Annotated in this window: 20 protein-coding genes and 2 pseudogenes; 18 read left to right on the top strand and 4 right to left on the bottom strand. The window is 69.7% G+C overall.

The window, feature by feature from the left end:
* Window positions 1-12: 12 nt before the first annotated feature.
* Window positions 13-414: pseudogene (locus ACQF4J_RS00920) on the bottom strand (transposase); the annotation flags it as partial.
* A 19-nt stretch (window positions 415-433) separates the two neighbouring features.
* Between ACQF4J_RS00920 and ACQF4J_RS00915 the strand changes: the two are divergent.
* Window positions 434-607, top strand: a pseudogene (locus ACQF4J_RS00915) (transposase); the annotation flags it as partial.
* Between the two features lie 213 nt (window positions 608-820).
* Here the strand turns inward: ACQF4J_RS00915 and ACQF4J_RS00910 are convergent.
* Window positions 821-2506, bottom strand: coding sequence for a PucR family transcriptional regulator (locus ACQF4J_RS00910; RefSeq protein ID WP_351582024.1), 1686 nt, complete (start codon window positions 2504-2506; stop codon window positions 821-823).
* Between the two features lie 226 nt (window positions 2507-2732).
* Between ACQF4J_RS00910 and ACQF4J_RS00905 the strand changes: the two genes are divergently transcribed.
* The 4 genes from ACQF4J_RS00905 (at window position 2733) to ACQF4J_RS00890 (ending at window position 8951) form a co-directional block, all read left to right on the top strand.
* Complete coding sequence (locus ACQF4J_RS00905; protein ID WP_351582022.1) at window positions 2733-4001, top strand: aspartate aminotransferase family protein; 1269 nt, start codon at window positions 2733-2735, stop codon at window positions 3999-4001.
* The gene (locus ACQF4J_RS00900; protein WP_427164190.1) at window positions 3998-6901 is read left to right on the top strand and encodes an FAD-binding and (Fe-S)-binding domain-containing protein; all 2904 of its coding nucleotides are present in this window, start codon (window positions 3998-4000) and stop codon (window positions 6899-6901) included. The genes ACQF4J_RS00905 and ACQF4J_RS00900 overlap by 4 nt, the downstream gene beginning before the upstream one ends.
* On the top strand, window positions 6898-8337 hold the full coding sequence (locus tag ACQF4J_RS00895) for an NAD-dependent succinate-semialdehyde dehydrogenase (protein ID WP_427164188.1): 1440 nt from the start codon (window positions 6898-6900) through the stop codon (window positions 8335-8337). Before ACQF4J_RS00900 ends, ACQF4J_RS00895 begins: the two co-directional genes overlap by 4 nt.
* A 260-nt stretch (window positions 8338-8597) precedes the next feature.
* Window positions 8598-8951, top strand: a complete 354-nt coding sequence (locus ACQF4J_RS00890) for a cupin domain-containing protein (protein ID WP_351801550.1) — start codon at window positions 8598-8600, stop codon at window positions 8949-8951.
* Between the two features lie 76 nt (window positions 8952-9027).
* Here ACQF4J_RS00890 and ACQF4J_RS00885 read toward each other — a convergent pair whose 3' ends face one another.
* Both ACQF4J_RS00885 and ACQF4J_RS00880 read right to left on the bottom strand, forming a co-directional pair.
* Window positions 9028-9771, bottom strand: coding sequence for an IclR family transcriptional regulator (locus tag ACQF4J_RS00885; protein ID WP_427168546.1), 744 nt, complete (start codon window positions 9769-9771; stop codon window positions 9028-9030).
* 280 nt (window positions 9772-10051) lie between these two features.
* Window positions 10052-10798, bottom strand: a complete 747-nt coding sequence (locus ACQF4J_RS00880; protein WP_351584008.1) for an IclR family transcriptional regulator — start codon at window positions 10796-10798, stop codon at window positions 10052-10054.
* A gap of 284 nt (window positions 10799-11082) precedes the next feature.
* On the opposite strand from ACQF4J_RS00880, the gene solA reads away from it, so the two are divergent.
* From solA to aspA, 13 genes are all read left to right on the top strand, one after another.
* Window positions 11083-12222 (top strand): N-methyl-L-tryptophan oxidase, encoded by a 1140-nt coding sequence (gene solA / locus ACQF4J_RS00875; RefSeq protein WP_351584005.1) that lies wholly within the window; start codon window positions 11083-11085, stop codon window positions 12220-12222.
* A gap of 2 nt (window positions 12223-12224) precedes the next feature.
* Entirely contained in the window at window positions 12225-13286 is a 1062-nt protein-coding gene (locus ACQF4J_RS00870) for a succinylglutamate desuccinylase/aspartoacylase family protein (RefSeq protein WP_427164186.1), read from the top strand.
* 77 nt (window positions 13287-13363) lie between these two features.
* Window positions 13364-14470 (top strand): polyamine ABC transporter substrate-binding protein, encoded by a 1107-nt coding sequence (locus ACQF4J_RS00865; RefSeq protein ID WP_427164184.1) that lies wholly within the window; start codon window positions 13364-13366, stop codon window positions 14468-14470.
* The gene (locus ACQF4J_RS00860) at window positions 14463-15602 is read left to right on the top strand and encodes an ABC transporter ATP-binding protein (RefSeq protein ID WP_351583996.1); all 1140 of its coding nucleotides are present in this window, start codon (window positions 14463-14465) and stop codon (window positions 15600-15602) included. Before ACQF4J_RS00865 ends, ACQF4J_RS00860 begins: the two co-directional genes overlap by 8 nt.
* 44 nt (window positions 15603-15646) lie before the next feature.
* A complete protein-coding gene (locus ACQF4J_RS00855) occupies window positions 15647-16528 on the top strand; it encodes an ABC transporter permease (RefSeq protein WP_351801546.1) in 882 nt (293 codons plus the stop codon).
* Complete coding sequence (locus ACQF4J_RS00850) at window positions 16525-17394, top strand: ABC transporter permease (protein ID WP_351583990.1); 870 nt, start codon at window positions 16525-16527, stop codon at window positions 17392-17394. The genes ACQF4J_RS00855 and ACQF4J_RS00850 overlap by 4 nt, the downstream gene beginning before the upstream one ends.
* Complete coding sequence (locus ACQF4J_RS00845; protein ID WP_351583987.1) at window positions 17391-18782, top strand: aminotransferase class III-fold pyridoxal phosphate-dependent enzyme; 1392 nt, start codon at window positions 17391-17393, stop codon at window positions 18780-18782. Before ACQF4J_RS00850 ends, ACQF4J_RS00845 begins: the two co-directional genes overlap by 4 nt.
* Window positions 18783-18813: 31 nt before the next feature.
* A complete protein-coding gene (locus ACQF4J_RS00840) occupies window positions 18814-19767 on the top strand; it encodes a succinylglutamate desuccinylase/aspartoacylase family protein (protein WP_351801544.1) in 954 nt (317 codons plus the stop codon).
* The gene (locus tag ACQF4J_RS00835; RefSeq protein ID WP_351583981.1) at window positions 19764-21224 is read left to right on the top strand and encodes an aldehyde dehydrogenase family protein; all 1461 of its coding nucleotides are present in this window, start codon (window positions 19764-19766) and stop codon (window positions 21222-21224) included. Before ACQF4J_RS00840 ends, ACQF4J_RS00835 begins: the two co-directional genes overlap by 4 nt.
* The gene (locus ACQF4J_RS00830; protein WP_351801542.1) at window positions 21221-22159 is read left to right on the top strand and encodes an aldo/keto reductase; all 939 of its coding nucleotides are present in this window, start codon (window positions 21221-21223) and stop codon (window positions 22157-22159) included. Before ACQF4J_RS00835 ends, ACQF4J_RS00830 begins: the two co-directional genes overlap by 4 nt.
* Window positions 22160-22205: 46 nt before the next feature.
* Entirely contained in the window at window positions 22206-22871 is a 666-nt protein-coding gene (locus tag ACQF4J_RS00825) for a haloacid dehalogenase type II (RefSeq protein ID WP_427164183.1), read from the top strand.
* Between the two features lie 50 nt (window positions 22872-22921).
* Entirely contained in the window at window positions 22922-24205 is a 1284-nt protein-coding gene (locus tag ACQF4J_RS00820) for an NAD(P)/FAD-dependent oxidoreductase (RefSeq protein ID WP_427164182.1), read from the top strand.
* Between the two features lie 252 nt (window positions 24206-24457).
* Complete coding sequence (gene aspA, locus ACQF4J_RS00815) at window positions 24458-25870, top strand: aspartate ammonia-lyase (RefSeq protein ID WP_351583964.1); 1413 nt, start codon at window positions 24458-24460, stop codon at window positions 25868-25870.
* Window positions 25871-26197 lie beyond the last annotated feature (327 nt).

Below are 26197 nucleotides of genomic sequence, written 5' to 3'. Positions count from 1 at the left end.
CGCATCGGATGTCTTCTTGCCCGCGTCGATGCCCTGCGTCCTGGCGGGCACAGAGGTGGAGGTCTTGACGCTCTGGGTGTCGATCACGCTGGCCGACGGGTGGCGGTGCTTGCCTTCCTGCTGGCGCACCAACTCCCGAAACAGGCCGTTGAGCTGGGCGAAGATACCATCGGTCTGCCATTTGGCGAAGCAGCCGTAGACCGTCTGGTGGGGCGGGAAGTCGTGCGGGAGGTAGGCCCACTGGCAGCCGGTGCGGTCCACGTACAGGATCGCGTTCATGATCTCGCGCAGGTCGTGCCGGTGTGGCCGGCCGAAGTCCAGGGCCCGGCCCCGGCGTTCGCAGCGCCAGGCGGACAGTGCCGGCTGGGATTCCCTCCGCCGACCGACGTGGCAGCGCGCCGATGGGCGTTCCAGGTCGTCGCCCTGGATCGGCTTGGGTGCCTTCGCCCGAGGTCTGGAACGAGACCGCGACGCCATGAACGCCGCCCTCACGCTTGCGTACAGCAACGGCCTCACCGAGGGTGTCAACACCAAGACCAAGCAGATCGCGCACCAGTTGCACGGACGAGCAGGCTTCACCCTGCTTCGCCACCGCATCCTCCTCGGACAGCAGCGCGCTCCGTCACCACCAACAGTGAGACAGGGCCGAACGATTTACAGTCCCCCCGCTCCATTTTGGGTCCAGTGCATCGAACCCCCGCTCGGTGAAGGCGTGGACGATGTCGCGGTCGGGTCCGTTCGACCCCGTCGAGAGCTCCCTGAAGCCGACTGCCGAGACCGCGGTGCATGCGTCATGTGCGCGCCGGTTCGCCTCCCTGACTCACTTGGCCCGTAGGACGTCGAGCGCTGTGACTGCCACGTGTAGTTCGGTGCGGTGTTCGCCCGACTCGAGATCGCAGTCGAGTATCCGCTCGATGCTGCGCAGACGTTGGTAGACGGTCTCGCGGGACAGACCGCCGGAGCGGGCTGCAAGGGTTTTGTTGCCTGCCGCGTCAAGGTAGTGGCGCAAGGTCGTCAGCAAGTCCGTCCCATGGCGGGCATCGTGGTCGAGGAGCCGGCCGAGCCGGCGCTCGGTGAAGCCCTGGATCCGGGTGTCTTCCCGGAGCGCGAAGAGCAGGCGGCGCAGGCCGATGTCGGACGGCTCGTGGTAGGAGCGTCCCGGCGGGAGCGGCTGACCGGGTTCGGTGGCTTCGGCGACGCGGGTCGCCTCGCGGAAGGATCGGGCGACGCCGAAGAGGTCCATTGCCTCGCTGCCTGTGCTGACTGTTGTCCTTGGCACGGACTCGAGTACGGTGCGGCTCAGGTGTTCGACTATGGGTGGGCAGGGCTGGCCGGGGCGCAGGGGTAGGAGGATGCCGAGGCGCGTGGGGCCGAGAACGCCGACGAGGGCCTGTGTCCCTCGCTTCCTCAGCTCTTCGCAGAGGAGCGCCTCGCCTTTCGTTGCGTCGCTCTCTTGAGGGAAGTCCGCGAGCACGGCCATGAAGCTGCAGTCCTTGGTGGGCAGACCCAGTGCGGCGACCCGGGCATCGACATCCACAGGAGAATGGTGACGTTGTCCGACGAGGTCGCGCAGGAGGTTGCGGTGTGCGGTGCGTTCCCAGGGCACGGGGTGGATGACGCGGGCGATGGTGAGGGCCATCGCAGCTCTCTCTAGGACCGTCACAGCGGCGGGGCCGAATGACGAGGGGGTGGCCCGGCCTGGCGGGGCGGGCAGCATGACCACCCGGCCCCAGCGTTCGCCCTGGTACTCCACGGATGTCACGAGCCAGCCGCTGGGCATGGACACGGATGTGTGGCTGGCCGGAGGTGTCGCTCGTGAGCGCCGTTCCCAGTCGCTGAGTGCCACCTCCAGTGTGCCGGCGGAGGGTGCGCAGATCAGTGCCTGGTGGACCAGGTTCTCCAGTACGACTGTGTGGCCGCTCATCTCAGCGGCGGCACGTACGACCTCCTCGGGTCCAGCGCCACGCAGGGTGAGGGCGGTGAACGCCTCGTGAATGCGCTGGGTCCGGCGCATCTCCTCGGCCTGGTTGCCGAGGATGAGAGCGTGGACGACCTGTGTGACCTCAAGGAAGTTGACGTCCTTTGCCAGAGTCACAAGAGGGAGCCCGCGGGCCTCGCAGGCATGGACCAGGGCGTCGGGCGGGCGGTGGTAACGGCGGACCAGTTCGATGACCAGGGCCGCCGCGCCGATGTCGGCGAGTTCGTTCACGTAGCGGCGTACACCGGCCGGCTCCTCGGGCAGGGGCATGCCGGTGGTCAGGACGAGTTCGCCGCCCTTGAGGAAAGAGGCAGGGTCGGTCAGCTCGGTCATGTGGACCCAGCGGACAGCGCGGTCGAGCCGGTCCACTCCGGTGACCACCTGTGGCTGCCCGGCGGACAGGACGGGAAGGGCCAGAACATCGGCCACGGTGAGCGGATGGCCAACGGTGGCCATGTTCGGGCCCGGCAAGGAGGCGTCACGACCGGCGGTGACGGGCCTTGGAGCCGTGTGGTGCTTCTCGCGCATGAGACCTCCCTGGGTGCTCCGTCACCCTGACAAGCGTCACTGACCTGCGCAAGAGCTCTGAAAGGGCCGCTGTGAGCAGGACGAGCGGGGCATGAGGCCCCGTTGCGGCTGACACAACGTCCAGATGCCGCGGCGCGGCCGGACAGATCGAGCGTTGGCGTCATTGAGGTCCGCGGAGATGCTCGACCAGACCGGAGCCAGACCGACGACCCGCCGGGAGACGAACATGACTGCACTGTCGCCGCACCTTCGCCAGGCCACGCCCGTGGTGGCGGTCCGGGGAGAGGGCGTCCACCTCTACGGCGAGGATGGCCGCCGCTACCTCGACTTCACCGCTGGCATCGGCGTAACCAGCACCGGGCACTGCCACCCCAAGGTCGTGGCGGCTGCCCAGGAACAGGTGGGCACCCTCGTCCACGGCCAGTACACGACAGTCATGCACCAGCCGCTGCGGCAACTTGTCGACAGGCTGGGCGAGGTCTTGCCAGAAGGGCTCGACAGCCTTTTCTTCACCAACTCCGGCAGCGAGGCGGTGGAGGCGGCGCTGCGGCTGGCCCGGCAGGCCACCGGTCGGCCGAACATCCTGGTCTGCCACGGTGGCTTCCACGGTCGTACGGTGGCCGCCGCCTCTATGACGACCTCCGGCACCCGCTTCCGGTCTGGCTTCTCCCCGCTGATGAGCGGTGTCGTCGTCACCCCCTTCCCTTCGGCCTTCCGCTACGGCTGGGACGAGGAGACCGCGACACGATTCGCCCTGCAGGAGCTGGACTACACACTCCAGACGATCTCCTCACCTGCTGACACGGCCGCCGTCATCGTCGAGCCGGTGCTCGGCGAGGGCGGGTACGTGCCCGCGACTCGCGCCTTCCTGGAGGGCCTGAGGGAACGGGCTGACCGGCACGGCTTCCTGGTGATCCTCGACGAGGTGCAGACCGGAGTGGGCCGCACCGGCCGCTTCTGGGGCCACGACCACTTCGGTGTTGCACCCGACATTCTGGTCACCGCCAAGGGCCTGGCCAGCGGCTTCCCGCTGTCGGGCATCGCCGCCTCCGAGGAGCTGATGACCAAGGCGTGGCCGGGCTCGCAGGGCGGTACGTACGGCGCGAACGCCGTCGCCTGCGCCGCGGCCTGCGCCACTCTCGACGTCGTACGCGACGAAAAACTCGTCGAGAACGCCGAGGCGATGGGCAAGCGGCTGCGCCAGGGCCTGGAGGCGGTCGCCGAACGGACGCCGGGCATCGGCGACGTGCGCGGCCTCGGCCTCATGCTCGCCACCGAGTTCGTCACCGAGGACGGCAGCCCCGACCCCGAGACCGCCGCCCGCGTGCAGCGCGCCGCCATCGACGAGGGCCTGCTCCTGCTGCTGTGCGGGGCCTGGAACCAGGTCGTACGCATGATTCCGGCACTCGTCATCGACGAGGCGGCGGTGGGGGAGGGCCTCCAGGCGTGGGCGACCGCGGTCGAGGCGGGCACATCGGGAGTGGCACGGCGATGACGAACACCACCACAGCCCTGGAGCCCCTGGTCGCGCGGCTCGCTGAGGCCGCTCCCGGCCTGCGGGTGGAAACCGGTCCCGGCGCCACCGGCTTCTACGCCTACGACGCCTCCAACTATCGGGTCCCGCCACGGGCCGTGGTGTTTCCCCGCAGCGCCGCCGACGTCGTAGCGGTGCTGCGGGCCTGCCGGGAGACAGGCATCCCGGTCACCGCACGCGGCGGCGGCACCAGCATGGCGGGCAACGCCGTCGGACCTGGCGTCGTGCTGGACTTCTCCCGGTACATGAACCGGATCCTGGACATCGACCCGGTGGCCCGCACCGCGCGCGTCGAGGCCGGAGTGATCCTGGACGCGCTGCGGTCCGCGGCCGCCCTGCACGGGCTGACCTTCGGTCCCGACCCGTCCTCGCACAGCCGCTGCACCCTCGGCGGCATGATCGGCAACGACGCGTGCGGCAACCGGTCCGTGCGGCACGGGCGCACAAGTAGGCACATCGAGGCGCTGGAGATCGTGACCGCCGACGGCGTGCGGGCCGTCGCCGACCGCACCGGACTGCGGGCCGCCGACCCGGACGACACGGACGCCGTCCAGCGGGTCGCCGGACTGGAATCGGACGTGCGCCGCCTGATCGACGGCCATCTGGCGTCGATCCGTACCGAGCTGGGCCGGGTGCCGCGCCAGGTCTCCGGCTACCAGCTGCACCACCTGCTGCCCGAGCACGGCTTCGACATGGCCCGCGCTCTGGTGGGCACCGAGGGCTCCTGTGCGGTCGTCACCGCAGCGACGGTCCGCCTCGTGGCGACCGCACAGGCTTCCACACTGCTCACCCTCGGCTACGACGACGTGGTCGACGCCGCCGAGGACGTCCCCGAGATCCTGCGCTGGAACCCCACCGCCGTGGAGGGCATGGACGAGGCAATCGTCGCCACCATGCGTGCTCGGCGCGGTCCGGACTCCGTCACCGGGCTGCCCGAGGGGCGTGCCTGGCTGTACGTGGAGCTCGACGGCGACGACCAGGCGGCCGTCGATGCCCGCGCCGCCGAACTGCTGGACGTGCTCAGAGCACAGGGCCGGATGACCGGTGGGCGGGTCGCTCACAGTCCGGCCGAGCGGCGCTCGCTGTGGCGGGTCCGCGAGGACGGGGCGGGGCTCGCCGCCCGGCTCGTCGACGGCTCGGAGTCCTGGCCGGGCTGGGAGGACGCGGCCGTTGCGCCCGGGAACCTGGCCGCCTACCTGCGCGACTTCCGCAAGCTGCTGGCCGCGCACAGCCTGACGGGCGTGTTGTACGGCCATTTCGGCGCGGGATGCGTCCACGTGCGCATCGACTTCGACCTCGCGACGGACACGGGGCGGGCCGCCACCCGCCGGTTCCTCTCGGAAGCCGCCGCCCTGGTCGTCGCCCACGGCGGAAGCCTGTCGGGCGAGCACGGCGACGGGCGGGCGCGCGGTGAGCTGCTGGAGGTCATGTACAGCCACCGGATGATCCGGACGTTCGCCGCCTTCAAGGAGATCTTCGACCCCGAGGGACTGCTCAACCCCGGCGTGATCGTGGCCCCCTCCCGTCTCGACGCCGACCTGGCGCTGCACACCCCCTCCGAGGTGCTGCCCGTCGACACGCTGTTCTCCTTCCCGCATGACGAGGACGGCTTCGCGGGAGCGGCGCGACGCTGTGTCGGTGTCGGCCGCTGCCGCAGCGACGCCGGCGGCGTGATGTGTCCCAGCTACCGGGCCACCGGGGAGGAGAACGACTCGACGCGGGGCCGGGCCCGCCTGCTCCAAGAGATGGTGCGGGGCGGAACCGTCCGGGACGGCTGGCGCTCCACCGAGGTGCGTGACGCCCTCGACCTGTGCCTGTCCTGCAAGGCCTGTTCCAGCGACTGCCCGGTCGGTGTAGACATGGCCACGTACAAGGCGGAGTTCCTGCACCAGCACTACAAGGGCAGAGTCAGACCCCGCTCCCACTACTCCCTGGGCTGGCTGCCCCTGACGTCCAGGCTCGCCGGATACGCGGCCCGCCCGGTGAACGCGCTACTGCGCGGACCCCTCGGGAAGCTGCTCGCACGCCTCGGCGGCGTGACCACCAGACGCCGGATCCCCGCCTTCGCCTCCCGGCAGGCGCTACGCAAGGCCCTGCTCATGGCGAGGACCGGTGAACCGGCGAAGACGCTTCTCTTCGTGGACAGCTTCACCCGCGCCTTCCGCCCCGAGGTGGCCGGGGCGGCGAGCCGCGTACTCGCCGACGCCGGCATGCCCTGCACGGTGGAGGACGACCTGTGCTGTGGCCTGACCTGGGTGAGCACCGGACAGCTGTCCCGCGCGCGCCGCATCATGGCCCGCACGGTCGACCGCCTGGACAACGGCGACGACCGGCCCATCGTCGTGGCCGAACCGAGCTGTGCCGCAGCGCTCAAGCGTGACGTGCCCGAACTCCTCGGCACCGACGCCGCCCGGCGCGTCGCGGCCCGCGTCCACACCCTCACCGGAGCCCTGACCGACCTCGCGGCACCCGGGTGGGTGCCACCGGAGCTGCCGGACACCGTCGTGCTGCAGACCCACTGTCACGAGTACGCCACCTTCAAGGGCCGCCACCCCCGAGACCTGCTCGGCCGCCTCGGCGTACGGAAGGTCGACGAGGCCGAGGGCTGCTGCGGACTCGCCGGCAACTTCGGCTTCGAAGAGCAGCACTACGACACCTCGATGGCCGTCGCCGACATCGCCCTGAGGCCATGCCTCGACGACATCGCCCCACGGACACCGGCTGTCGTCGTGGCCGACGGCTTCAGTTGCGCCACCCAGATCGACCACCTCGCCGGAGACCGGGGCATCCGCGCCCTGCACCTCGCGGAACTGCTCGACCCCGCCGCCGACCGACCGGGACAACCAGGAGAGAACTCATGACCGACACACCTACGCAGTTGTTCATCGGTGGCGCCTGGGTGGACGCCTCGGACGGCGCCACCCTGCCCGTCGACGACCCTGCCACCGGCGAGGTCCTCTGCCACGTGGCCGACGCGGGCCCGAAGGACGCGGGGCTCGCCGAGGAAGCGGCCGTGCGGGCGCAGGAGGAGTGGGCGCGTACTGCGCCCCGGGTGCGCAGCGAGATCCTGCGCCGCGCCTACGAGATCATCATCGAGCGCACCGACGAGCTCGCCCATTTGATGACGGCCGAGATGGGCAAGCCGCTGGCCGAGGCCAGGGGAGAGGTGGCATACGCGGCCGAGTTCTTCCGCTGGTTCTCCGAGGAGGCCGCGCGCATCGACGGCGGCTTTGGCACCCTGCCCGACGGCCGCAACCGCATGCTGCTCTCGCGCCGTCCGGTCGGCCCCTGCCTGCTGATCACCCCGTGGAACTTCCCGCTGGCCATGGGCACCCGCAAGATCGGCCCGGCGGTCGCCGCCGGCTGCACGATGGTGCTCAAGCCCGCCCCGCAGACTCCTCTGTCCAGCCTGGCTCTCGCCGCGATCCTCCAGGAGGCCGGGCTGCCGGACGGCGTGCTGAACGTCGTCACGACCTCCCGTGCGGGGGAGGTGTGCGAACCGCTCCTGCGCGGCGGGCGGATTCGCAAGCTGTCCTTCACCGGTTCCACCGCCGTCGGACAGCTGCTGCTCGCTCAGAGCGCTCAGGCGGTGGTCCGGACGTCGATGGAGCTGGGCGGCAACGCACCGTTCGTCGTCTTCGAGGACGCCGACCTGGACAAGGCGGTGGACGGTGCGATGGTCGCCAAGATGCGCAACATGGGCGAGGCGTGCACGGCCGCGAACCGCTTCTTCGTACACCGTTCGGTGGCGGAGGAGTTCGGGCGTCGCCTGGCCGAGCGGATGGGCGCGCTCGTGGTGGGCCTTGGCACCCGGGAAGGCGTCGACGTCGGTCCGCTGATCGACAGGAGGGGGCGCGCCAAGGTCGAGGAGCTGGTCGCCGACGCGGTGAAGCGCGGCGCCCGGGTGCTCGTCGGCGGCAGGACTCCCGAAGGCCCCGGCTGCTTCTACCCGCCGACCGTGCTGGCCGACGTCGATCCCGCAAGTCGCCTGATGGACACGGAGATCTTCGGCCCGGTCGCCGCGATCCTCACCTTCGACGACGAGGACGAGGTGATCCGCCGGGCCAACGACACCCCCTGGGGCCTGGTCGGCTATGTCTTCACCGAGGGCCTCGACCGTGCCCTGCGCGTCAGTGAGCGGCTGGAGGTGGGCATGGTGGGGCTGAACACGGGTCTCGTGTCCAACCCGGCCGCACCCTTCGGCGGCGTCAAGCAGTCCGGCCTCGGCCGCGAGGGCGGCCGGGTCGGAATCGACGAGTTCCTGGAGTACCAGTACCTCGCGGTGCCCGTGCGATGAAGGTCGTCATGCCCTGACTGCCCCGCATCACGCACCGCGACGCGTCGCCCCCGTGCCCGGTTTCCACGCCGCCGGGCACGGGGGAACGGCCCGTGGGGACGGGCCCGGGCAGCGGTGGAGTCCACGCTCACCAGGTCGAGGTCCGTCTGGCCGCGCACGGCGGCCTCGGCAACCAGCGCCTCCATAAGAGTCTCCTGCCCAGGCCCATGGATCGACCGGGGCCGCGGCTACCAACTTCTCGAACCCAGGACAGGAAAAACATGTCGTTCCTGAAGACCATCGACACCAATCCCTCCTTCGCGCCGCACGAGTCCGGCCCGCTCCCGGAACGTCTGGTTTCCGGCGATCCCGCGTTCATGACCTGGCCCCAGGACGTCACCCGCGGGGAGATGATCCATACGGGAGTCTGGGAAGCGACGCCCGGCGAGACACGCTCGATCAAGGGCGAGACCTTCGAGTTCTGCCATCTCCTCGCCGGCATCGTCGAACTCACGCCGGAAGATGGCGAGCCGGTGGTCTACAAGGCGGGCGACAGCTTTGTCATGAAGCCGGGCTTCGTCGGTGTCTGGAAGACCATTGAAACCGTGCGCAAGATCTACGTGATCGTGAAGTGATGGAGCATTGCTCAACCGCGCCCGGGTTGGGAGCGCGGCCGTCAGCCGGGGTGAGGAACCGGAGCCGGTACCGTCGTCAGGCCAGGTGCCGGGCGGTGACCTCCGCCGCGGTCTCGGCGACCAGCCGACCCAGCTCGGGCAGCCGGCCGGGCTCGAAGCGGGAGTCGGGCAGGGAGACGGCCACGGCGGCCAGTGGTGTTCCCTCACCGTCGAGTACGGGTGCCGCGACGGCGCAGACACCCTGAAGGTACTGGTTGTGGTTGACGGCGTAGCCACGCTCTCTCACGCGGTGGAGCTCCGCGCGCAGTTGCTTCGGGTCGGTGATGGTCTCTTCGCCGTAACCCTCCAGCTTCCCCGCGGTGACCTCGTCTATCTCGGACTTCCCCAGATGGGCGAGGACGGCGTTCCCGGCGGCGGTGGCGTGCAGGGGAGAGATGTCGCCGATGGAGTGGAAGGTGCGTACCGCGTGGTCGCAGTCGACGCGGTCGACGACGACCATGCCGTGCAGGGCGTCCGGCACGGACAGGTGGATGGTCTCGTTCAGCGCGTCGCGGAGCCGGATCATGGGTTCGCGTGCGGCGGTGAACAGGCTGGAGCCCTGCAGGGCGGCTGGTCGTACGGCCAGCACGCGGGCGCCTATCTCCCAGCGGGTGGTGTCCTTGCGGTTCGCCCGCAGCCAACCCGCTTCGTTGAGGGTGACCAGGGTGCGCTGCACGGTGGACTTCGGCAGCCCGAAAATCTTCGTCAACTCCCCGACGGTTACGGGTTGATGTCGGGCGACTGCCTCCAGAACCCGTAGCGACCTGGTGACGCTCTTCAATTCCATTCGATGCCCCCTCAGGCCTGTGGATTCCTGGTTCTCACTTCTTGACCTCGGTGCGGAGGCACGGTCGCGAACGTGCCAAAATCCAGCATACTGTTCCACGATGTGGCATGCATGTGGATTCGGCTGATCAGCGGACCGGCCTTGTGTCCGGCCCTCCCCTCGGCCGGGTGCCGGACGGTTGTCGCTGTGTGTGACGCGAGGCAGAGGGCCGGCTCGCGCGCTGCCGCGTGCGAGCCGGCCCTCCGTCGACGGCTTGCGGGCCGTCGCCTGCCGTTCAGGTGCCCAGGCGGCGCTGTGAGATCTCCGCGGCCGTGTCGGCGACGAGGCGGCCCCACTTGGACACCTGTGCACCGTCATACCGCGCCTCGGGCATGGAGACGGCCACGGCGGCCAGCGGGGTGCCGTCCTCGTCGAGTACGGCGGCGGCGACGGCACAGACGCCCGGCCGGTACTGGTTGCGGTTGACCGCATAGCCGTCGACGCGGATCCGGTCCAGCTCGGCGCGCAGCTCGTCGGGCTCGACGGGGGTCGTGTCGCTGAACCGCTCCAGCCCCGCCTTGATGAGTTCTTCGACGTCCTGCTTCGGAAGGTGGGCGAGGACGGCGCGTCCCACGGCGGTGGCGTGCAGAGGTGAGGTGTCGCCGATCGTGTGGAAGGTGCGTACCGCCTGATCGCTGTCGACGCGGTCGACGACGACCATGCACTGCAGGGCGTCCGGTACCGACAGATGGATGGTCTCGTTCACCGCGTCCCGAAGCCGGATCATGGGTTCGCGTGCGGCGGCGAACAGACTGGAGCCCTGCAGGGCGGCGGGCCGTACGGCCAGGACGCGAGCCCCGATCTCCCAACGGGTGGTGTCCCTGCGGTTGGCGCGCAGCCAGCCCGCCTCCGCCAGCGTGACCAGGGTGCGCTGCACGGTGGACTTCGGCAGCCCGAAAATCTTCGTCAACTCTCCCACGGTCACGGGTTGATGCTGGGCGACCGCCTCCAGGACCCGCAGCGACCTGGTGACGCTCTTCATTTCCATCCGGTTTCCCCCTGTTAATCCTGAAAATTTCTGCTGGACACCCTCTTGACTCCCCTCTGGGCCACTGACATTCTCTGTGCCAGATTCTAGCACAGCATTCCACATAGTGGCACGGCTCTCCGGGAAGTCCCCTCCGAAGTGAGCCGGACTGCGAGACGCGGCGGTCAGCGAGCCGCAGGTCCACAAGAAGGGCCTGGCTCCCGCCCAAATCATCTCGAATCGAACAGCCTCACGCCGAGGGCCCAGCATGCGCCTCGGCGATACGAAAGGAAAGTCCTGTGTCAGCTGCCAGGAAGCGCGTCGCGGTGGTCGGCGTCGGAACGATGGGCAGCCAGGCCGCCTGGCGGCTGGCGGCTCGCGGCGCCGAGGTCGTCGGATACGACCGGTTCGCCCCCGGCCACGACCGCAGTGCCGCCGGCGGTGAGACTCGGATCTTCCGCAGCGCACACTTCGAGGACTCCCGGTACGTCCCGCTGCTCAAGCACGCCGACTCACTCTGGGAGGAGCTCCAGCAGGAGACCGGCCGCGAGCTGCGCCGCCTGACTGGGTGCCTACTCATGGGGCCGACCGACCACCATCAGATGGCCACCGTCCTTCAGTCGATCGCCGAGCACGACCTCGACCACGAGGTGCTGGACGTCGAGACGCTCGCCAAGCGCTTCCCGCAGTACCGCATCGAGGACGGCGACGCGGCCGTGCTCGACCGCCGTGCCGGGTTCATCCGCCCGGAGTTGACGATCCAGACCGCCGCCCGCCGCGCCGAGCAGTTGGGCGCCGTGATCCACCGCTACAGCACGGTCCGGGAGATCGTCGCCGTCGGCGACGGCGTGGAGATCCGCACCGACTCCGGCAGCGAGCGCTTCGACACCGCCGTCGTCACGCCCGGCCCCTGGGTCAATGACCTGCTGCCCGACCTGCCGTGGGAGGTGGAAGTCCGCCGCCTCGTCAGCGCCTGGTACGTGCCCACCTCCCCCGACGCCTGGTTCGGGGAGGAGCGCCCGGCGTTCATCCGTACGGCACCCACCCACTGCTACGGCCTGCCCTCCCCGGACGGCATCTCGGTCAAGCTCGGACTGTCCCGCGCGCTGCACCGGCTCGCTGGCGACCCCAACCAGCTGGACCGCACCGTGCGGCCGGATGAGTTGGAGATCTTCTCCGAGCTGATCGGGCGTTACATGCCCGACCTGCACCCGGACCCGACGCGCCTCTCCGTCTACATGGAGGGCTACACCGAGAGCACCCGACCCCTGGTCGGCCCGCTGCCCGGCGCCGAGAACGTCATCCTCCTCGCCGGCTTCTCCGGCCACGGCTTCAAGCTCGCGCCCGCCTTCGGTGACATCGCCGCGGACCTCGCGCTGGACGGCACCTCGTCCCAGCCCATCGACTTCATCTCCACCCTCGACCGCGCGGAGGCCTGAGCATGGACGACACCACGCTCTCCGTCGGCATCCTGCGCGCCGAGCCCGGCACCAAGACCCGCGGTACCGTCCGCGCCGACCTCGGTACGCTCACCGTCGACATCCCGGTCACCCTGATCAACGGCACCCGTCCCGGTCCCCGAGTCGTGATCACCGCCGGCGTGCACGGTGGTGAGTTCACGCCCATCGACGCGGCCGCACGGCTCACCGCGCTGCTGGAACCCGGCGAGGTGTGCGGGCAGGTGATCATCTGCCCGGTCGCCAACCCTCCGGCGGTGTACCAGGGCCGGCTCAACGTCTCCCCGGTCGACGGCGTGAACATCAACCGTGTCTTCCCCGGCGACCCCGACGGCAGCCCCACCGAGCGGCTGGCCGCCTGGCTCTTCACCCACCTGGTCGACGGTGCCGACGTCTACGTCGACCTGCACTGCGGCGGTATCGACCAGGTCCTGCGGGACTTCGTCGGCTACCGTCTCACCGGCGACCTGGACCTCGACAAGGCGACGGCCGCGCTGGCAGGATCCTTCGGCATCGAGGACGTCATCCTCGGTCTGAAGCCCGACGGCGGCAACAGCCACGCGGCCGCCGCCCGCCGGGGCATCTCGGCGGTCCTCGTCGAGGTGGGGGCACTCGGGCAGCGTGACGCGGCCACGGCCCGCCGCCGCGTCGACGGACTGTGCCAGGCGCTGCGCCACCTCGGCGTGCTGGACCCGGACGACTCCGCTCCGGCGCCGATCCGCGAGTGGGTCTGGTCCGCGGGTGTCACAGCCGAGGCCACCGGCCTCTGGTACCCGGAGTTCTCGTTCGACGGCGACGTCATCGCCGAAGTGGCGGAAGGCGACGTCCTCGGCCGCATCGTCGACCCGGCCGACGGCCGGGAGCACACGGTCCACGCCGCGGCCGGCGGGCGGATCTTCTACGGCATGCACGGTCTGACCGTCGCCCCCGGTGCCGAACTGGCCGCCCTGGCCGTCCCGTGGGACCCCGACACGGCCACACGAACCGGCACCCTCCGCACCCCCGGTACGGGCGTCGGATCCGACGAGGCGGACCCCCGCCCCTAAGCCCCCACCCCAGCCGCTTCTTACTCACGTTCCCCGGCCACTCCCCTTCCAAGGCCGGCAGCACCAGGAGGCACACGATGAAAGATGCCCGGATCGACCGCAGACTGTTCCTGCGCGGAATAGGCGGCGTCACGGCGAGTGTCGCCGCCGCGACCGCCCTCAGCGGCTGTGGTACCGGCACCAGCCGGTCCGTGGCCGGCAGCGGCGGCAAGAGCTCCAAGACGCTGGTCGTCCGCGACAGCGGAGGCACCTACGGCGACGCCAACAAGACGGCCATCTACGACGCGTTCACCAAGGAGACCGGCATCCGGATCGAGGTGGTGAACATCCAGTACGCGCAGATGCTCGCCCAGATCCAGCAGGGCCGCCCGCAGTTCGACGTCATCGACGACTCCATGTCCGACTTCCTGCGCTTCAAGAAGGCCGGCGCGACCGAGGACCTGGACTACGACCGGCTGAAGAACTTCAAGACGGCCGGCATCGCCAAGAGCCTGGTCACTTCCAACGCCATCGGCAAGAACTACTGGGCCAGCGTGATGGCGTACCGCACCGACGCCTTCGGCGGCAAGAAGCCTTCCTCCTGGGCCGACTTCTGGGACACGAAGGCGTTCCCCGGCGACCGCGCCCTCCAGGGCCTGGACGCGGACCGGCCCGTGCTGGAGTTCGCCCTCCTCGCCGACGGGGTGCCCCTGGACAAGCTGTACCCCCTGGCCCTGGACCGTGCCTTCAAGTCCCTGGACCACATCAAGGGATCGATCAAGAAGTTCTGGGACACCGGGGCTCTGCCCGGGGTGCTGCTGGGCCGCAGGGAGGTCGTCGCCACCGATGTCTGGCACGGCCGCCTCGACGCGCTGATCAAGCAGGGCTCGCCGCTCGCCTACCAGTGGAACGGCGCCCGCCGGCAGAGCAACGCCTTCGGTATTCCCAAGGGTGCCGCCAACCTGGACGCCGCGTACAAGTTCATCGACTTCGCACTGCGGCCCGACGTCCAGGCGCACTACGCGGAGCTGTACCCGATGGCCCCGTCGGTGCCCGCCGCCTACAAGAAGCTTTCCCCGACCACCGCGGCAAACCTGGGCAGTTCCCCGGAGCACCTGAAGACCGGCTTCGACATGGACGTCGAGTGGTGGGCCGAGAACCAGGAGGCGGTCGCCAAGCGCTGGCAGGAGTGGACGCATGCCTGAGACCCACGTGATGCCCGAGCCGTCGCTCGCCGCCCCCGCGGCGCTGGCCGGCAGCGGCAAAGCCCTGTCGGTGCGGCGACTGCGCAAGACGTACGCGGGAGTGACGGCCGTCGACGAGGTCTCCATGGAGATCGCGGCGGGTGAGTTCGTCACCTTCCTGGGGTCCTCCGGCTCCGGCAAGACCACCACCCTGATGATGATCGCCGGGTTCTGCGAGCCCGACTCCGGCAACATCGTCGTCGGCGGCAACGACGTGACCCGCCTGGCCCCGCAGAAGCGCGGACTGGGCTTCGTCTTCCAGCAGTATCTGCTCTTCCCGCACATGACGGTGTGGGAAAACGTCGCCTTCCCGCTGCAACTGCGCGGCGTGCCCAAGGCGGAACAGCGCCGCCGGGTCGGCGAGACGCTGGAGATGGCCGGCCTGTCCAAGATGGCCCGCCGCCGGCCGCGTGAGCTGTCCGGCGGCCAGCAGCAGCGCGTCGCCCTGTGCCGGGCCCTGGTCTACCGGCCACCGGTGATCCTGATGGACGAGCCGCTGGGCGCCCTCGACAAGAAGCTGCGCGACCAGCTCCAGACCGAGATCAAGCGCATCCAGCAGGAGCTCGGCCTGACCGTCATCTACGTGACGCACGATCAGGAGGAGGCCCTCGTCCTGTCCGACCGCATCGCGGTCATGACCGACGGGCGGATCGACCAGTTCGACACCCCGCAGGAGCTCTTCGAGCGCCCTCGCACCCCCTTCGTCGCCGACTTCCTCGGCGCGGCGAACTTCCTCCCCGGCCGTGTCGAGGAACAGACCACGGACCACACGCTCGTACGGCTCGACACCGGCGGCCTGCTCAAGGCCCGCCCGCAGGCCGCCCCGGACGGCGTACGGGTGCGTGCGGCGGTCCAGCCGGGCCGGCTCTATCTGTGTCCGGCCGGCGACGGCTTCTGTACCGGGACCGTCGAGACGGTCACTTACGTCGGCACCCTCGTCCGGGTCACCGTCCGCCCCCTCGGCAGCAAGGACACCGACCTCGTACGGCTGGAACTGCCCGCCGGCCGCGCCCCCGCCCTCGGCGCACGCGTGGACCTCGCCGCGGACCCCGCGAACGTCAGCGTGTACCCCGACGCGGAAGACGGGGGGTGAGGACGATGGCCGTACTCGCTCCGGCACCGGGCTCCACAGCCCCCGTGACCGCGAAGAAACGACCGGGCCGCTCGTTGTCCGACCGCCGCACCCGCTTCGGACTGCTCAACGCCGCACCCATCGTCGTGTACCTGCTCGTCCTCTTCGTCTACCCGATCTTCAGCATCCTGATGCTGAGCCTCAAAGGCGAGAGCGGAGGCTTCACCCTCCACTGGTACACCGACGCCTTCCAGGGCGCCAACCTGGAGATCCTCCTCACCACCCTGCGGATCTCCGCCGAGACCTCGCTGCTCAGCCTGGTCGTCGGCTTCGTCCTGGCCGCCGCGGTGTCCCGGCTCAAGCCCCTGTGGGCGGGCCTGGTGATGGTGGTTGTGGTCGTCCCGCACTTCATCAGCGCGCTTGTGCGCACCTACGGCTGGATCATCCTGCTCGGTGAACACGGCGTCGTGAACAACCTCCTGACGAGCCTTCACGTCCCGGGCGCCCCCTTCCAACTCCTCTACAACGAGCTCGGAGTCGTCATCGGCACCACCTCGGTGATGCTGCCGTACACCGTGCTGCTGCTGTACGCGGTCATGAAGGGCATCGACCGGCGGCTGATGGCCGCCGCGGCCAGCATGGGCGCCGGCCGGATCACCATCTTCCGCCGGGTCTACGTCCCGCTGGTCGCTCCCGGCCTCGTCAACGCCGGCGTGCTGTGCTTCATCCTCTGCCTCGGCTACTACATCACCCCAGCCCTCATGGGCGGCCCGAAACAGACCATGGTCGCCTCGCTCATCGACACGCAGGTCATGAAGCAGGACCAGTGGAACGGCGCCTCGGCCCTCGGCATCATCCTGCTCCTGCTCACCTTCGCCGGACTGCTGCTGCTCAGGCTGCTGAAGTCCGCGGGTGAGGCGTACCGGAACCGAGGTACGACGTCATGACCGAACTCCGCTCCACCGTGGCCGGACGCATCACCCTGGCCGTCCTGTCCACGCTGATCCTGCTGTTCCTGGTGTTGCCGATCGTCGTCATCGTCATCACCTCCTTCGGTAAGGATGCCTTCGGCTCGTTCCCGCCCAGTTCCTGGACGCTCAACTGGTACAAGGTGCTGTTCGCCGACGGCAGCAAGTGGCCGGCCGCGCTGTCGCTCAGCGTCCTCGTGGCCTGCCTGACCACCGTCTTCTCCCTCATCCTGGGGATGACGGCGGCCACGGCCCTGGTCCGCAGCCGCCTGCCGCTGCGGACGGCGGTCTACGGCCTGGTCCTGGCCCCCCTGGTGATCCCTCAGGTCGTCATCGCCCTTGGCCTGTTCCTGTTCTTCGAACCGGCCGCGATGCTGGGCAGCCCGATCGCCATCGCCCTCGGCCACACCGTGCTGGCCTCGCCGATCGCGGTGATGATCCTCATGGCCACGCTGCAGGGCATCGACGAACGGCTGGAGGACGCGGCCGCCAGCATGGGCGCGGGCCGCCTGACCGTCGCCCGGCGCGTCACCTTCCCGCTGGCCATGCCCGGACTGGTCGCCGCGGCGATCTTCTCCTTCATCACCAGCTTCGACGAGTTCTTCATCGCGCAGTTCCTGTCCTCCGTGGACACCGTGACCCTGCCGGTCCAGGTGTTCAACGTCCTGCAGTACGACGTCGACCCGTCCGTGACCGCCATCAGCGCGATCCTCATCGGGGTGGCCGTCGTGGCCCTCGCCCTGGTCGGCGTGGTCCGCAGGCTCAGTGGCTCCGGCCGGCATGACGGCCTGCTGCCCACCGAGCCCGGCGTGGGGCTCGCCGCGGGAAGTGAGACCGCGTCATGACCACCAGCACCCGCAGTCCGGCCGGTGAACTGTCCGCCACGGCGGCCAGACACCTGCTGCTCCACATGACCCCCAACGGTTCACTCGGCCCCGGAGGCGAGGACCTCCTCGTCGTCCAGCGGGGGGAGGGCCCGTACGTCGACGACGCCGACGGCAGGCGCTACATCGACGGCCTGTCAGGGCTGTACTGCTGCCAACTCGGCTACTCCTACGGCCCCGAGTTCGCCGAGGCCGCCGAACGGCAACTGCGCGAGCTGTGCTACAGCCCGCTGTGGACCGGCTCCGCGCACCCCACGGCCATCGAACTCGCCGAGCGGCTGTCCCGGATCGCTCCCGTCGACATCGAGCACACCTTCTTCTCCAGCGGCGGCGCCGAAGCCGTCGAGACCGCCTGGAAGATAGCCCGCCGCTACCACGCCCTGCGCGGCGAGCCGGGCCGCACCAAGGCGATCGCCCGGCGTGGTGCCTACCACGGCCTGACCATCGGCGCCCTGTCGTTCACCGACGACCCCGGCCTGACGGAGCCGTACGGGCCGCCGGCGATCGAAACCCGAGTCGTGTCGAACACCAACCGCTTCGGCCTCGCGCCCGAGTTCGCGGACGACGACGTGTACACGGCATGGCTGCTCGCCGAGTTGGAGGCCGCGATCCTGGCCGAGGGCCCGGAGACCGTCGCCATGCTCATTGCCGAGCCGGTGCAGAACCGCGGCGGCTGCATCACACCGCCCCAGGGGTACTGGCAGGGGCTGCGGGCGTTGGCCGACCGGTACGGCTTCCTGCTGGTCGCCGACGAGGTGATCACGGGCTTCGGCAGGGTCGGGCAGTGGTTCGGCGGGGATCGCTACGGCGCCCGTCCGGACATGGCCACCGTCGCCAAGGGCATCACCGCGGGATACGCCCCCCTGGGCGCGACCCTGGTCGGCACCAAGGTCACCGAGGTCATCAACCGGCCCGGCGCGGTCCTCAACCACGGCTACACGTTCGCCGGGCACCCGCTGAGCGCGGCCATCGCCCTGCGCAACCTGGAGATCATGGAGCGGGACCGGATCCTGGACAACGTCCGCGCCCTGGAGGGCGACCTGGCGAAGCGCATGGCGGCCCTCAAGGACCTGCCGATCGTCGGCGACGTCCGCGGCACCGGGTTCTTCTACTCCTGCGAGCTCGTCGGCGACCTCGACGGCGGCGGCTTCAGCGACACCGCCCGCACCGAACTGATCGTCGACCTGATCCCGCGTCGACTGCGTGAGGCCGGCCTGCTGGCCCGCGTCTACGACCGCTCGGCGCCGCTCATCCAGATCGCGCCCCCGCTGATCAGCGACCGCGCCGTCCTTGACCGTATCGCCGCGATCATCGCGGGCACTCTCGCCGAGGCCTCCGCCCGCCTCTGATCCACGCATACACGTATCGGAAAGGAACGACATGTACTCCATCGGTCCGCTGACCGTCGCCCCCGGCGAGCGCGCCCAGGGCCTCATCCCGGTCGGCACCAGCACCTACGGCGTGGAGCTCGGCATTCCGCTGATCGTCGTCAACGGTGCTCAGGACGGCCCCGTCCTGTGCGTGGACGCGGGCGTGCACGGCGACGAGTACGACGGCCAGGAGGCCATCCGGCGCGTCCTCGCCGAGCTCGACCCCGCCACCCTGCGCGGCACCGTCGTCGGCATCCCCTGCATGAACACCCCGGCCTTCGAGGCGGCCGCCCGCGCGAGCGGCATCGACCACCTCAACCTCAACCGCATCTTCCCGGGTGACGCGGAGGGCTCGTACTCGCAGCGTCTGGCGGCCACCTTCGTCGAGCAGGTCGTTCCGGCCGTCGACGCCCTGGTCGACCTGCACACCGGCGGCGCCTACGGCGAGATCGCCCCGCTGGTCATCCTCCAGGGCGGCTACGAGGACCTGGCGACGGACCTGGCGCTCGCCGCCGGGCACGAACTGGTCTGGAAGGGCGGCAAGTGGGGCGGCACGGTCCGCCACCCTGTTCTCACGGCCGGCAAGCCCGCCATCACCATCGAGTGCGGTGGCGCCACGTACCGTGAGACCAACGTCGAGCATCACATGAACTCGATCCGCAACATCCTGCGCAGCCTCGGCATGACCGACGGCGAGGCGGAGCTGCGGGACACCTACACGACCGTGTCCGGCACGTTCGCCCGCTCCGCCGCTGGCGGCTTCTTCGTCGCCCGCGCCGAGCCGGGGGAGACCTGCAAGGAAGGCGACCTGATCGCCACCATCACCGACCACTACGGCAACACGCTGGAAGAGGTCAGCGCGCCGCAGGACGGCATCGTGCTCTGGGTCCGCCGGATCCGCACGGTCCGCCCCGGCGACGAGGTCGTCATCTTCGGCGAGGTGCTGGGGGAGATCCGGCCATGAGCGGCGAACTGCAGCTGACCGAGCTGCTGATCGACGGCAAGCAGGTCCCCGCCGCCGACGGTCGTTCCTTCACCGTCCTGGACCCGTCGAACGGGACGGCCATCGCCCAGGTGGCCCTGGCCGGCAAGGCGGACGTGGACCAGGCGGTGGCCGCCGCGCGCGCGGCCTTCACCACTCCCGAGTGGGCTGGGATGCGTGCCGCCGACCGGGGCAGGATCCTGTACCGGATCGCGGAGGCCATCCGGTACCAGGGAGAACGGCTGGCGCGGATGGAGAGCCAGGACGTCGGCAAGCCGCTGAGGCAGGCGAAGGCCGATGTGGAGGCGGCGGCCCGCTACTTCGAGTTCTATGCGGGGGTCGCCGATAAACTCGGCGGCTCGACGATCCCGCTCGGTCCCGGCCTGCTCGACTACACCGTCCGTGAGCCGATCGGCGTCTCCGGCCACATCATCCCGTTCAACTACCCGCTGCAGAACACCGCGAGGGGTTCCGCCCCGGCGCTGGCCGCGGGCTGCACGGTGGTGCTCAAGCCCTCACCCGAGGCGCCGCTCACCCCGCTGGAGATCGGCAGGATCGCCCTGGAGTGCGGTCTTCCGCCGGGCGTTCTCAACGTGGTCCCCGGTGACGGTGAGACCGGCGCGGCCCTGGCCGGGCACCCGGACATCGACCAGGTCACCTTCACCGGCTCGGTGCAAACCGGCATCAAGGTCGCCCAGGCCGCCGCCGCCAACGTGGTGCCCTCCGTCACGGAACTCGGCGGCAAGTCGCCGGTCGTCGTCTTCGCGGACGCCGACTTCGACCTGGCGCTCGGCGCGGTCGCCGCCTCCGCGTTCGGCAACGCCGGGCAGACCTGCTCGGCCGGCACCCGGCTGCTGCTCCAGCGCGGCGCCGAGGAGTTCCTGGACAAGCTCGTCGCGCACGCCGCGTCCCTGCGCATCGGCCCAGGTCTCTCCGACCCGGACGTCGGCCCGCTGGTTGCCGCACGGCAGCGGGACCGGGTGCTCGGCTACCTGCAGCTGGCGCGGGAGGAGGGCGCCGTGGCACGGGCAGGCGGACGCGCACCCTCGGACCCTGAGCTGGCCGACGGCTACTACGTCGAGCCGACCGTCCTGACCGGACTGGACAACCAGGCCCGTTGCGCCCGCGAGGAGATCTTCGGTCCCGTCGTCACGGTCATCGAGTTCGACGACGCGGCCGAGGCGCTGGAGATCGCCAACGACAGTCCGTACGGACTCGCCTCGTATGTGTGGACGCGCGACATCGACAAGGCGATGCGCATGGCCGAGGGCATACGGGCCGGCCAGGTCTATGTCAACGCCACCGGCGTCGGCACCGGCGTCGAGCTTCCCTTCGGCGGCTACAAGCACAGCGGCTGGGGCCGGGAGAAGGGCCTCGAAGGCCTGGCCAGCTACCTGCAGACCAAGAACGTCTGCATCGGATTCGGAAACCGGTCATGAGATACCGCACGCTCGGTGAGCGCGGCCCGACCGTCTCGGTGGTCGGCGTGGGCGGCAACAACTTCGGCGCCCGCCTCGACGAGGACGGCACGAAGGCCGTCGTCCACGCCGCCCTCGACGCGGGGATCACCCTGTTCGACACAGCCGACATGTACGGCGGTTCCGGCGACCTGGGCGGGTCCCGCGGCGACGGCGAACGGCTCCTGGGCGCTGCCCTCAAGGGCCACCGCGACCACGTGGTGCTGGCCACCAAGTTCGGCATGGAGATGGGCCGGGACGCCGACCTGTACGGTCCGCGTGGGGCCCGCGCCTACATCCGGTACGGGGTCGAGGCATCGCTGACCCGGCTCGGCACCGACCGGATCGACCTGTACCAGTACCACGAGCCGGACGGCGTCACGCCACTGGAGGAGACGGTCACCGTCCTGCGCGAGCTCGTCGACGAGGGCAAGATCCGTCACCTCGGCTGCTCCAATCTCCCTGCCGAGCAGCTCACGGACGCCTTCGTCTCCACCCAGGCCCGCTACCACCTGCTGGACCGCGACGTGGAACGGGATCTGATCCCGGCGTGCCTGCGCAACGGCGTCGGCCTGCTGCCCTACTACCCGCTGGCCAACGGCCTGCTCAGCGGCAAGTACCGGCGCGGCGAGGAGCCCCCGCCCGGCAGCCGTCTGTCGTGGCGGCAGGGCTGGCTCACCGACGCAGCCCTCGACAGGGTCGAGACGCTCACCGAGTACGGCGCCGAACGCGGCCTGACCCTCCTCCAGGTCGCGGTCGGCGCACTGGCGGCCCTGCCCGCCGTCGGCTCCGTCATCTGCGGCGCCATGACCCCTCGACAGGTCACCGCCAACGCGGCGGCGGCCGACTGGATACCAAGCCCGGCCGACCTGGCCGTGCTTGACGCGATCGTCGCCCCCGGCGAACGCGTCGTCTGAAACCCCCAACCCCCTCTGAAAACCCGCGAGACTGAGGCTGGACACCATGCGAGAGATCGTCACCTTCGACGCCTATGCGACCCTGATCAACTTCGAGCTCGGCCCCACGACCCTGAAGGTCATCGAGGATCGGCTGGATCTGGACAACCTGGATGTCGACGAGTTCCTCGACGACTTCCGCGTCATGCGCTTCCAGGCCGTCCTGGAGGCCTACCGCCCCTACCACGAGATCCTGCACTCCAGCCTGCGCAACGCCATGCGCCTGCACGGCCTGGAGTACCGGGAGTCCGACGGCGACGCCCTGGTCGAAGCCGTCCCCACCTTCGGCCCCTTCCCGGAGGTCCCGGACGCGCTGCGCGCACTGAAGAGCAAGTACGAGATCGCCATCATCTCCAACACCGACGACAACATGATCGAGCGGAACGTGGAGAACATCGGCGTCGAGTTCGACTACGTCATCACCGCCCAGCAGGCCGGCGCCTACAAGCCGGACCGTCAGACCTTCGAGTACGCCTTCAAGACCATGGGTGTCGAGCCGACCCAGGTCATCCACACCGCCCAGGGCTGGGAGTACGACCACATCCCGACCCGCGGCCTCGGCCTGAAGCGGCGCGTGTGGATCAACCGCTACGGCCGTCCCGGCAGCGCCGACTACCAGCCCTACGACGAGCTGCCCGACCTGTCGGGCCTGCCGAAGCTCCTCGGCTGCTGACCAACGTCGCACCGGCGAAACAGGACCGCGAAACACAGAGGACGCACGCCATGAAGCAGATCCCCTACTGGCTGGACACAGCTCCCGCCCGACCCGACCGTTCCGGAAAGGACCTGCCCGACGAGGCGGACGTGGTGGTGATCGGCGGCGGCCTCACCGGCCTGTCCACCGCCTACCACACCGCCCGCAAGGGTGCCCGGACCGTCCTCGTGGAGAAGGACCAGGTCGGCTCGGGCGCCTCCGGGCGCAACGGCAGCATGTGTACACAGGGCATCACCATCAGCCCCGCCGAGGCGCGCAAGCGCTACGGCCAGGAGCGCGCACTCGAGCTGTACAACGCCTTCCGCGAGGCCGTCGACGTAGTCGAGGACCTGACGCAGAGGGAACAGATCGACTGCGACTTCAACCGCTCCGGGCGCCTCGGCCTGGTCTGCAAGCCCCAGCACTTCGAGGGCCTGCGCGCCAAGCAGCGCGACCTGGCCGAGAACTACGGCCACGAGACGATCGTGCTGACCAAGAGTGAACTGCGGGCCGAGCTCGACTCGGACTACTACCACGGCGCCCTGCTCGACCCGCTCAGCGCGGGCCTGCACGTGGGCAAGTTCGTCGGCGGCCTGGCAGATGCCGCCGAGCGGGCCGGCGCAGAGATCCACGAGCGCAACGCGGCCACCGGCCTCACCCGCCTCCCCGGCGGCGGCTTCCTGGTGGAGACCCTGCACGGCGCCATCCGTGCCAAGCAGGTCATGGCGGCGACGGACGCCTACACCGACAAGTCGATGCCGTGGTTCCGCAAGCGGCTGATCAACGTCGGCAGCTTCATCATTGTCACCGAGCCGCTAGGGGAGGCGCGCGCCAAGGAGCTCATCCCGAACGGCCGCCTGCTGGTCGCCCACAAGAACGTCGGCCACTACGTCCGCCTCACCCCGGACAACCGCCTCGCCTTCGGCGGACGGGCTCGCTTCGCCCCCTCCAACCCGGCCTCCGACATCAAGAGCGGAGACATCCTCAAGCGGGAGATGACCGAGATCTTCCCGCAGTTGGCGGGGGTGCGCATCGACTACGTGTGGGGCGGCATGGTGGGCTTCTCCTGGGACCGCATCCCCCACGCGGGCGAGTTCAACGGCCTGTACTACTCCATGGGCTACTGCGGACACGGCGTCCAAATGGCCACCTACATGGGCCGCGCGGTCTCCGAGATGATGGACGGCAAGCCCGAGGCCAACCCGATGCGCGGCCTCGGCTTCCCGAAGGTCCCCGTCCCCTTCTACAACGGCACCGCCTGGTTCCTGCCGTTCGGCGGCGCCTACTACAAGGCCAAGGACCGCCTGCTCTGAGCGGAAAGGCCAACGATGAACCGCTGAGGGCTGTCCGCGACATGGTCGCGGACAGCCCCGCGGTCTTCGAGACAGTACATACCTGTAAGGCGTTCGCATCATTCCTGTCCCGCCCGGCACCCCGAGTCCAGTGCGTCTGCAGCTGTGCGGCTGCGGTCAGCCGGTCGGCATCGTCGGGCCGGTTCGCGCTGCTCGACCCGCTCACCCCAGCCCGCAACCGACGCGTCTGAATCCGCCTGAAAGAAGACCCACATGACCACAGCAGCCACCCGTACCGAGCACGACCTGCTCGGCGACCGTGACGTACCCGCCGACGTCTACTGGGGGGTGCACACCCTCCGGGCCACCGAGAACTTCCCCATCACCGGCACCCCGATCTCCGCCTATCCGCACCTGATCGACGCCCTCGCCGCCGTCAAGGAGGCCGCCGCCCTCGCCAACGAGGAGCTCGGGCTGCTGGAGCCGAAGAAGGCCACCGCCATCGTCGAGGCGTGCCGTGAGATACGGGACGGGCAACTGCACGACCACTTCGTCGTCGACGTTGTCCAGGGTGGCGCCGGCACCTCGACCAACATGAACGCCAACGAGGTCGTCGCCAACCGAGCGCTGGAGCTGCTCGGGCACGAGAAGGGGCAGCACGCGTTCCTGCACCCCAATGAGGACGTCAATCTCAGCCAGTCGACCAACGACGTCTACCCGACAGCCATCAAGATCGCGACGGTGTTCGCGGTACGGGGCCTGCTCAAGGCGATGGCCACCCTTCAGGACGCCTTCGCGGCCAAAGCCGTGGAGTTCCGTGACGTGCTCAAGATGGGCCGTACCCAGCTGCAGGATGCGGTGCCCATGACGCTCGGGCAGGAGTTCTCGGCATACGCCGTCATGCTCGACGAGGACCGCAACCGGCTCGCGGAGGCCGTCGAGCTGATCCATGAGATCAACCTTGGCGCCACGGCCATCGGCACCGGCCTCAATGCCCCGGCCGGATACGCCGAGGCCGTGCGCCGGCACCTGGCCGCCATCACCGGGTTGCCGCTCGTCACCGCTGCCAACCTGGTCGAGGCCACCCAGGACTGCGGTGCCTTCGTGCAGATGTCCGGTGTGCTGAAGCGGATCGCGGTTAAGCTCTCCAAGAGCTGCAACGACCTGCGGCTGCTGTCCTCCGGGCCGCGTGCCGGTTTCGGTGAGATCAACCTGCCGCCGGTGCAAGCCGGTTCATCCATCATGCCGGGCAAGGTCAACCCGGTGATCCCCGAGGTTGTCAACCAGGTCGCCTTCGAGGTGATGGGCAACGACGTCACCATCACCATGGCCGCCGAGGCCGGACAACTCCAGCTCAATGCGTTCGAGCCGATCATCCTGCACTCCCTGTCGAAGTCCGTGACGCACCTGCGTCGCGCCTGCCTGACGCTGGCGGAGAGGTGCGTGGCCGGTATCACGGCCAACACGGACATGCTGCGCGCAACCGTAGAGAATTCCATCGGCCTGGTCACGGCCCTCAATCCGCACATCGGCTACACGACGGCCACCGACATCGCCCGGGAAGCCCTCGCCACGGGTCGCGGTGTGGCCGAACTGGTCCTGGAAAAGAGCTTGTTGCCCGCCGAGAAGCTGGCCGAGCTGTTGCAGCCTGAAGCCGTGGCCGGCAGTGGCCAGGCACTGGTCTGATGGGTCGGATGCCTCGGAACTGGCCGGACCAACGAGACCATGTTCCGCCGCCAGGAGCGGCTTCATCGCGCTTGAGCAGGCGCCGTGAGGTGCAGCAGAGTCGGCGACCTGCCTCCCGTCCTGGTCCGCTCGGGTGGGGCCCCTACTGCTCGGCCAGGCCGCCGACCTGCCCTCACCGACGCGCGTCGAAGCCTCGACGTGGACATCGACTCCGACTGGACCGCCGCACCACGCCGGTCGTGCGCCGCTGCTGTTTCCGGACGCCGGGGGCTGGAAACGGAGCCCTCACAGGCCACCGCGCCAGTCCCCGACCCTACTGAACCTGGT

Source organism: Streptomyces sp. C1-1 (assembly GCF_050214755.1).
In the GTDB taxonomy this organism is placed as follows: domain Bacteria; phylum Actinomycetota; class Actinomycetes; order Streptomycetales; family Streptomycetaceae; genus Streptomyces.
Note: the sequence above shows the minus strand (reverse complement) of the source record. Positions and strands in the feature narration are given on the sequence as shown.

Coding starts and splice junctions, on each gene's coding strand:
- ACQF4J_RS00910 (WP_351582024.1), bottom strand. CDS start 2,506: ATGCGCGAGAAGCACCACACGGCTCCAAGGCCCGTCACCGCCGGTCGT.
- ACQF4J_RS00905 (WP_351582022.1), top strand. CDS start 2,733: ATGACTGCACTGTCGCCGCACCTTCGCCAGGCCACGCCCGTGGTGGCG.
- ACQF4J_RS00900 (WP_427164190.1), top strand. CDS start 3,998: ATGACGAACACCACCACAGCCCTGGAGCCCCTGGTCGCGCGGCTCGCT.
- ACQF4J_RS00895 (WP_427164188.1), top strand. CDS start 6,898: ATGACCGACACACCTACGCAGTTGTTCATCGGTGGCGCCTGGGTGGAC.
- ACQF4J_RS00890 (WP_351801550.1), top strand. CDS start 8,598: ATGTCGTTCCTGAAGACCATCGACACCAATCCCTCCTTCGCGCCGCAC.
- ACQF4J_RS00880 (WP_351584008.1), bottom strand. CDS start 10,798: ATGAAGAGCGTCACCAGGTCGCTGCGGGTCCTGGAGGCGGTCGCCCAG.
- ACQF4J_RS00870 (WP_427164186.1), top strand. CDS start 12,225: ATGGACGACACCACGCTCTCCGTCGGCATCCTGCGCGCCGAGCCCGGC.
- ACQF4J_RS00865 (WP_427164184.1), top strand. CDS start 13,364: ATGAAAGATGCCCGGATCGACCGCAGACTGTTCCTGCGCGGAATAGGC.
- ACQF4J_RS00860 (WP_351583996.1), top strand. CDS start 14,463: ATGCCTGAGACCCACGTGATGCCCGAGCCGTCGCTCGCCGCCCCCGCG.
- ACQF4J_RS00850 (WP_351583990.1), top strand. CDS start 16,525: ATGACCGAACTCCGCTCCACCGTGGCCGGACGCATCACCCTGGCCGTC.
- ACQF4J_RS00845 (WP_351583987.1), top strand. CDS start 17,391: ATGACCACCAGCACCCGCAGTCCGGCCGGTGAACTGTCCGCCACGGCG.
- ACQF4J_RS00840 (WP_351801544.1), top strand. CDS start 18,814: ATGTACTCCATCGGTCCGCTGACCGTCGCCCCCGGCGAGCGCGCCCAG.
- ACQF4J_RS00835 (WP_351583981.1), top strand. CDS start 19,764: ATGAGCGGCGAACTGCAGCTGACCGAGCTGCTGATCGACGGCAAGCAG.
- ACQF4J_RS00830 (WP_351801542.1), top strand. CDS start 21,221: ATGAGATACCGCACGCTCGGTGAGCGCGGCCCGACCGTCTCGGTGGTC.
- ACQF4J_RS00825 (WP_427164183.1), top strand. CDS start 22,206: ATGCGAGAGATCGTCACCTTCGACGCCTATGCGACCCTGATCAACTTC.
- ACQF4J_RS00820 (WP_427164182.1), top strand. CDS start 22,922: ATGAAGCAGATCCCCTACTGGCTGGACACAGCTCCCGCCCGACCCGAC.
- aspA (WP_351583964.1), top strand. CDS start 24,458: ATGACCACAGCAGCCACCCGTACCGAGCACGACCTGCTCGGCGACCGT.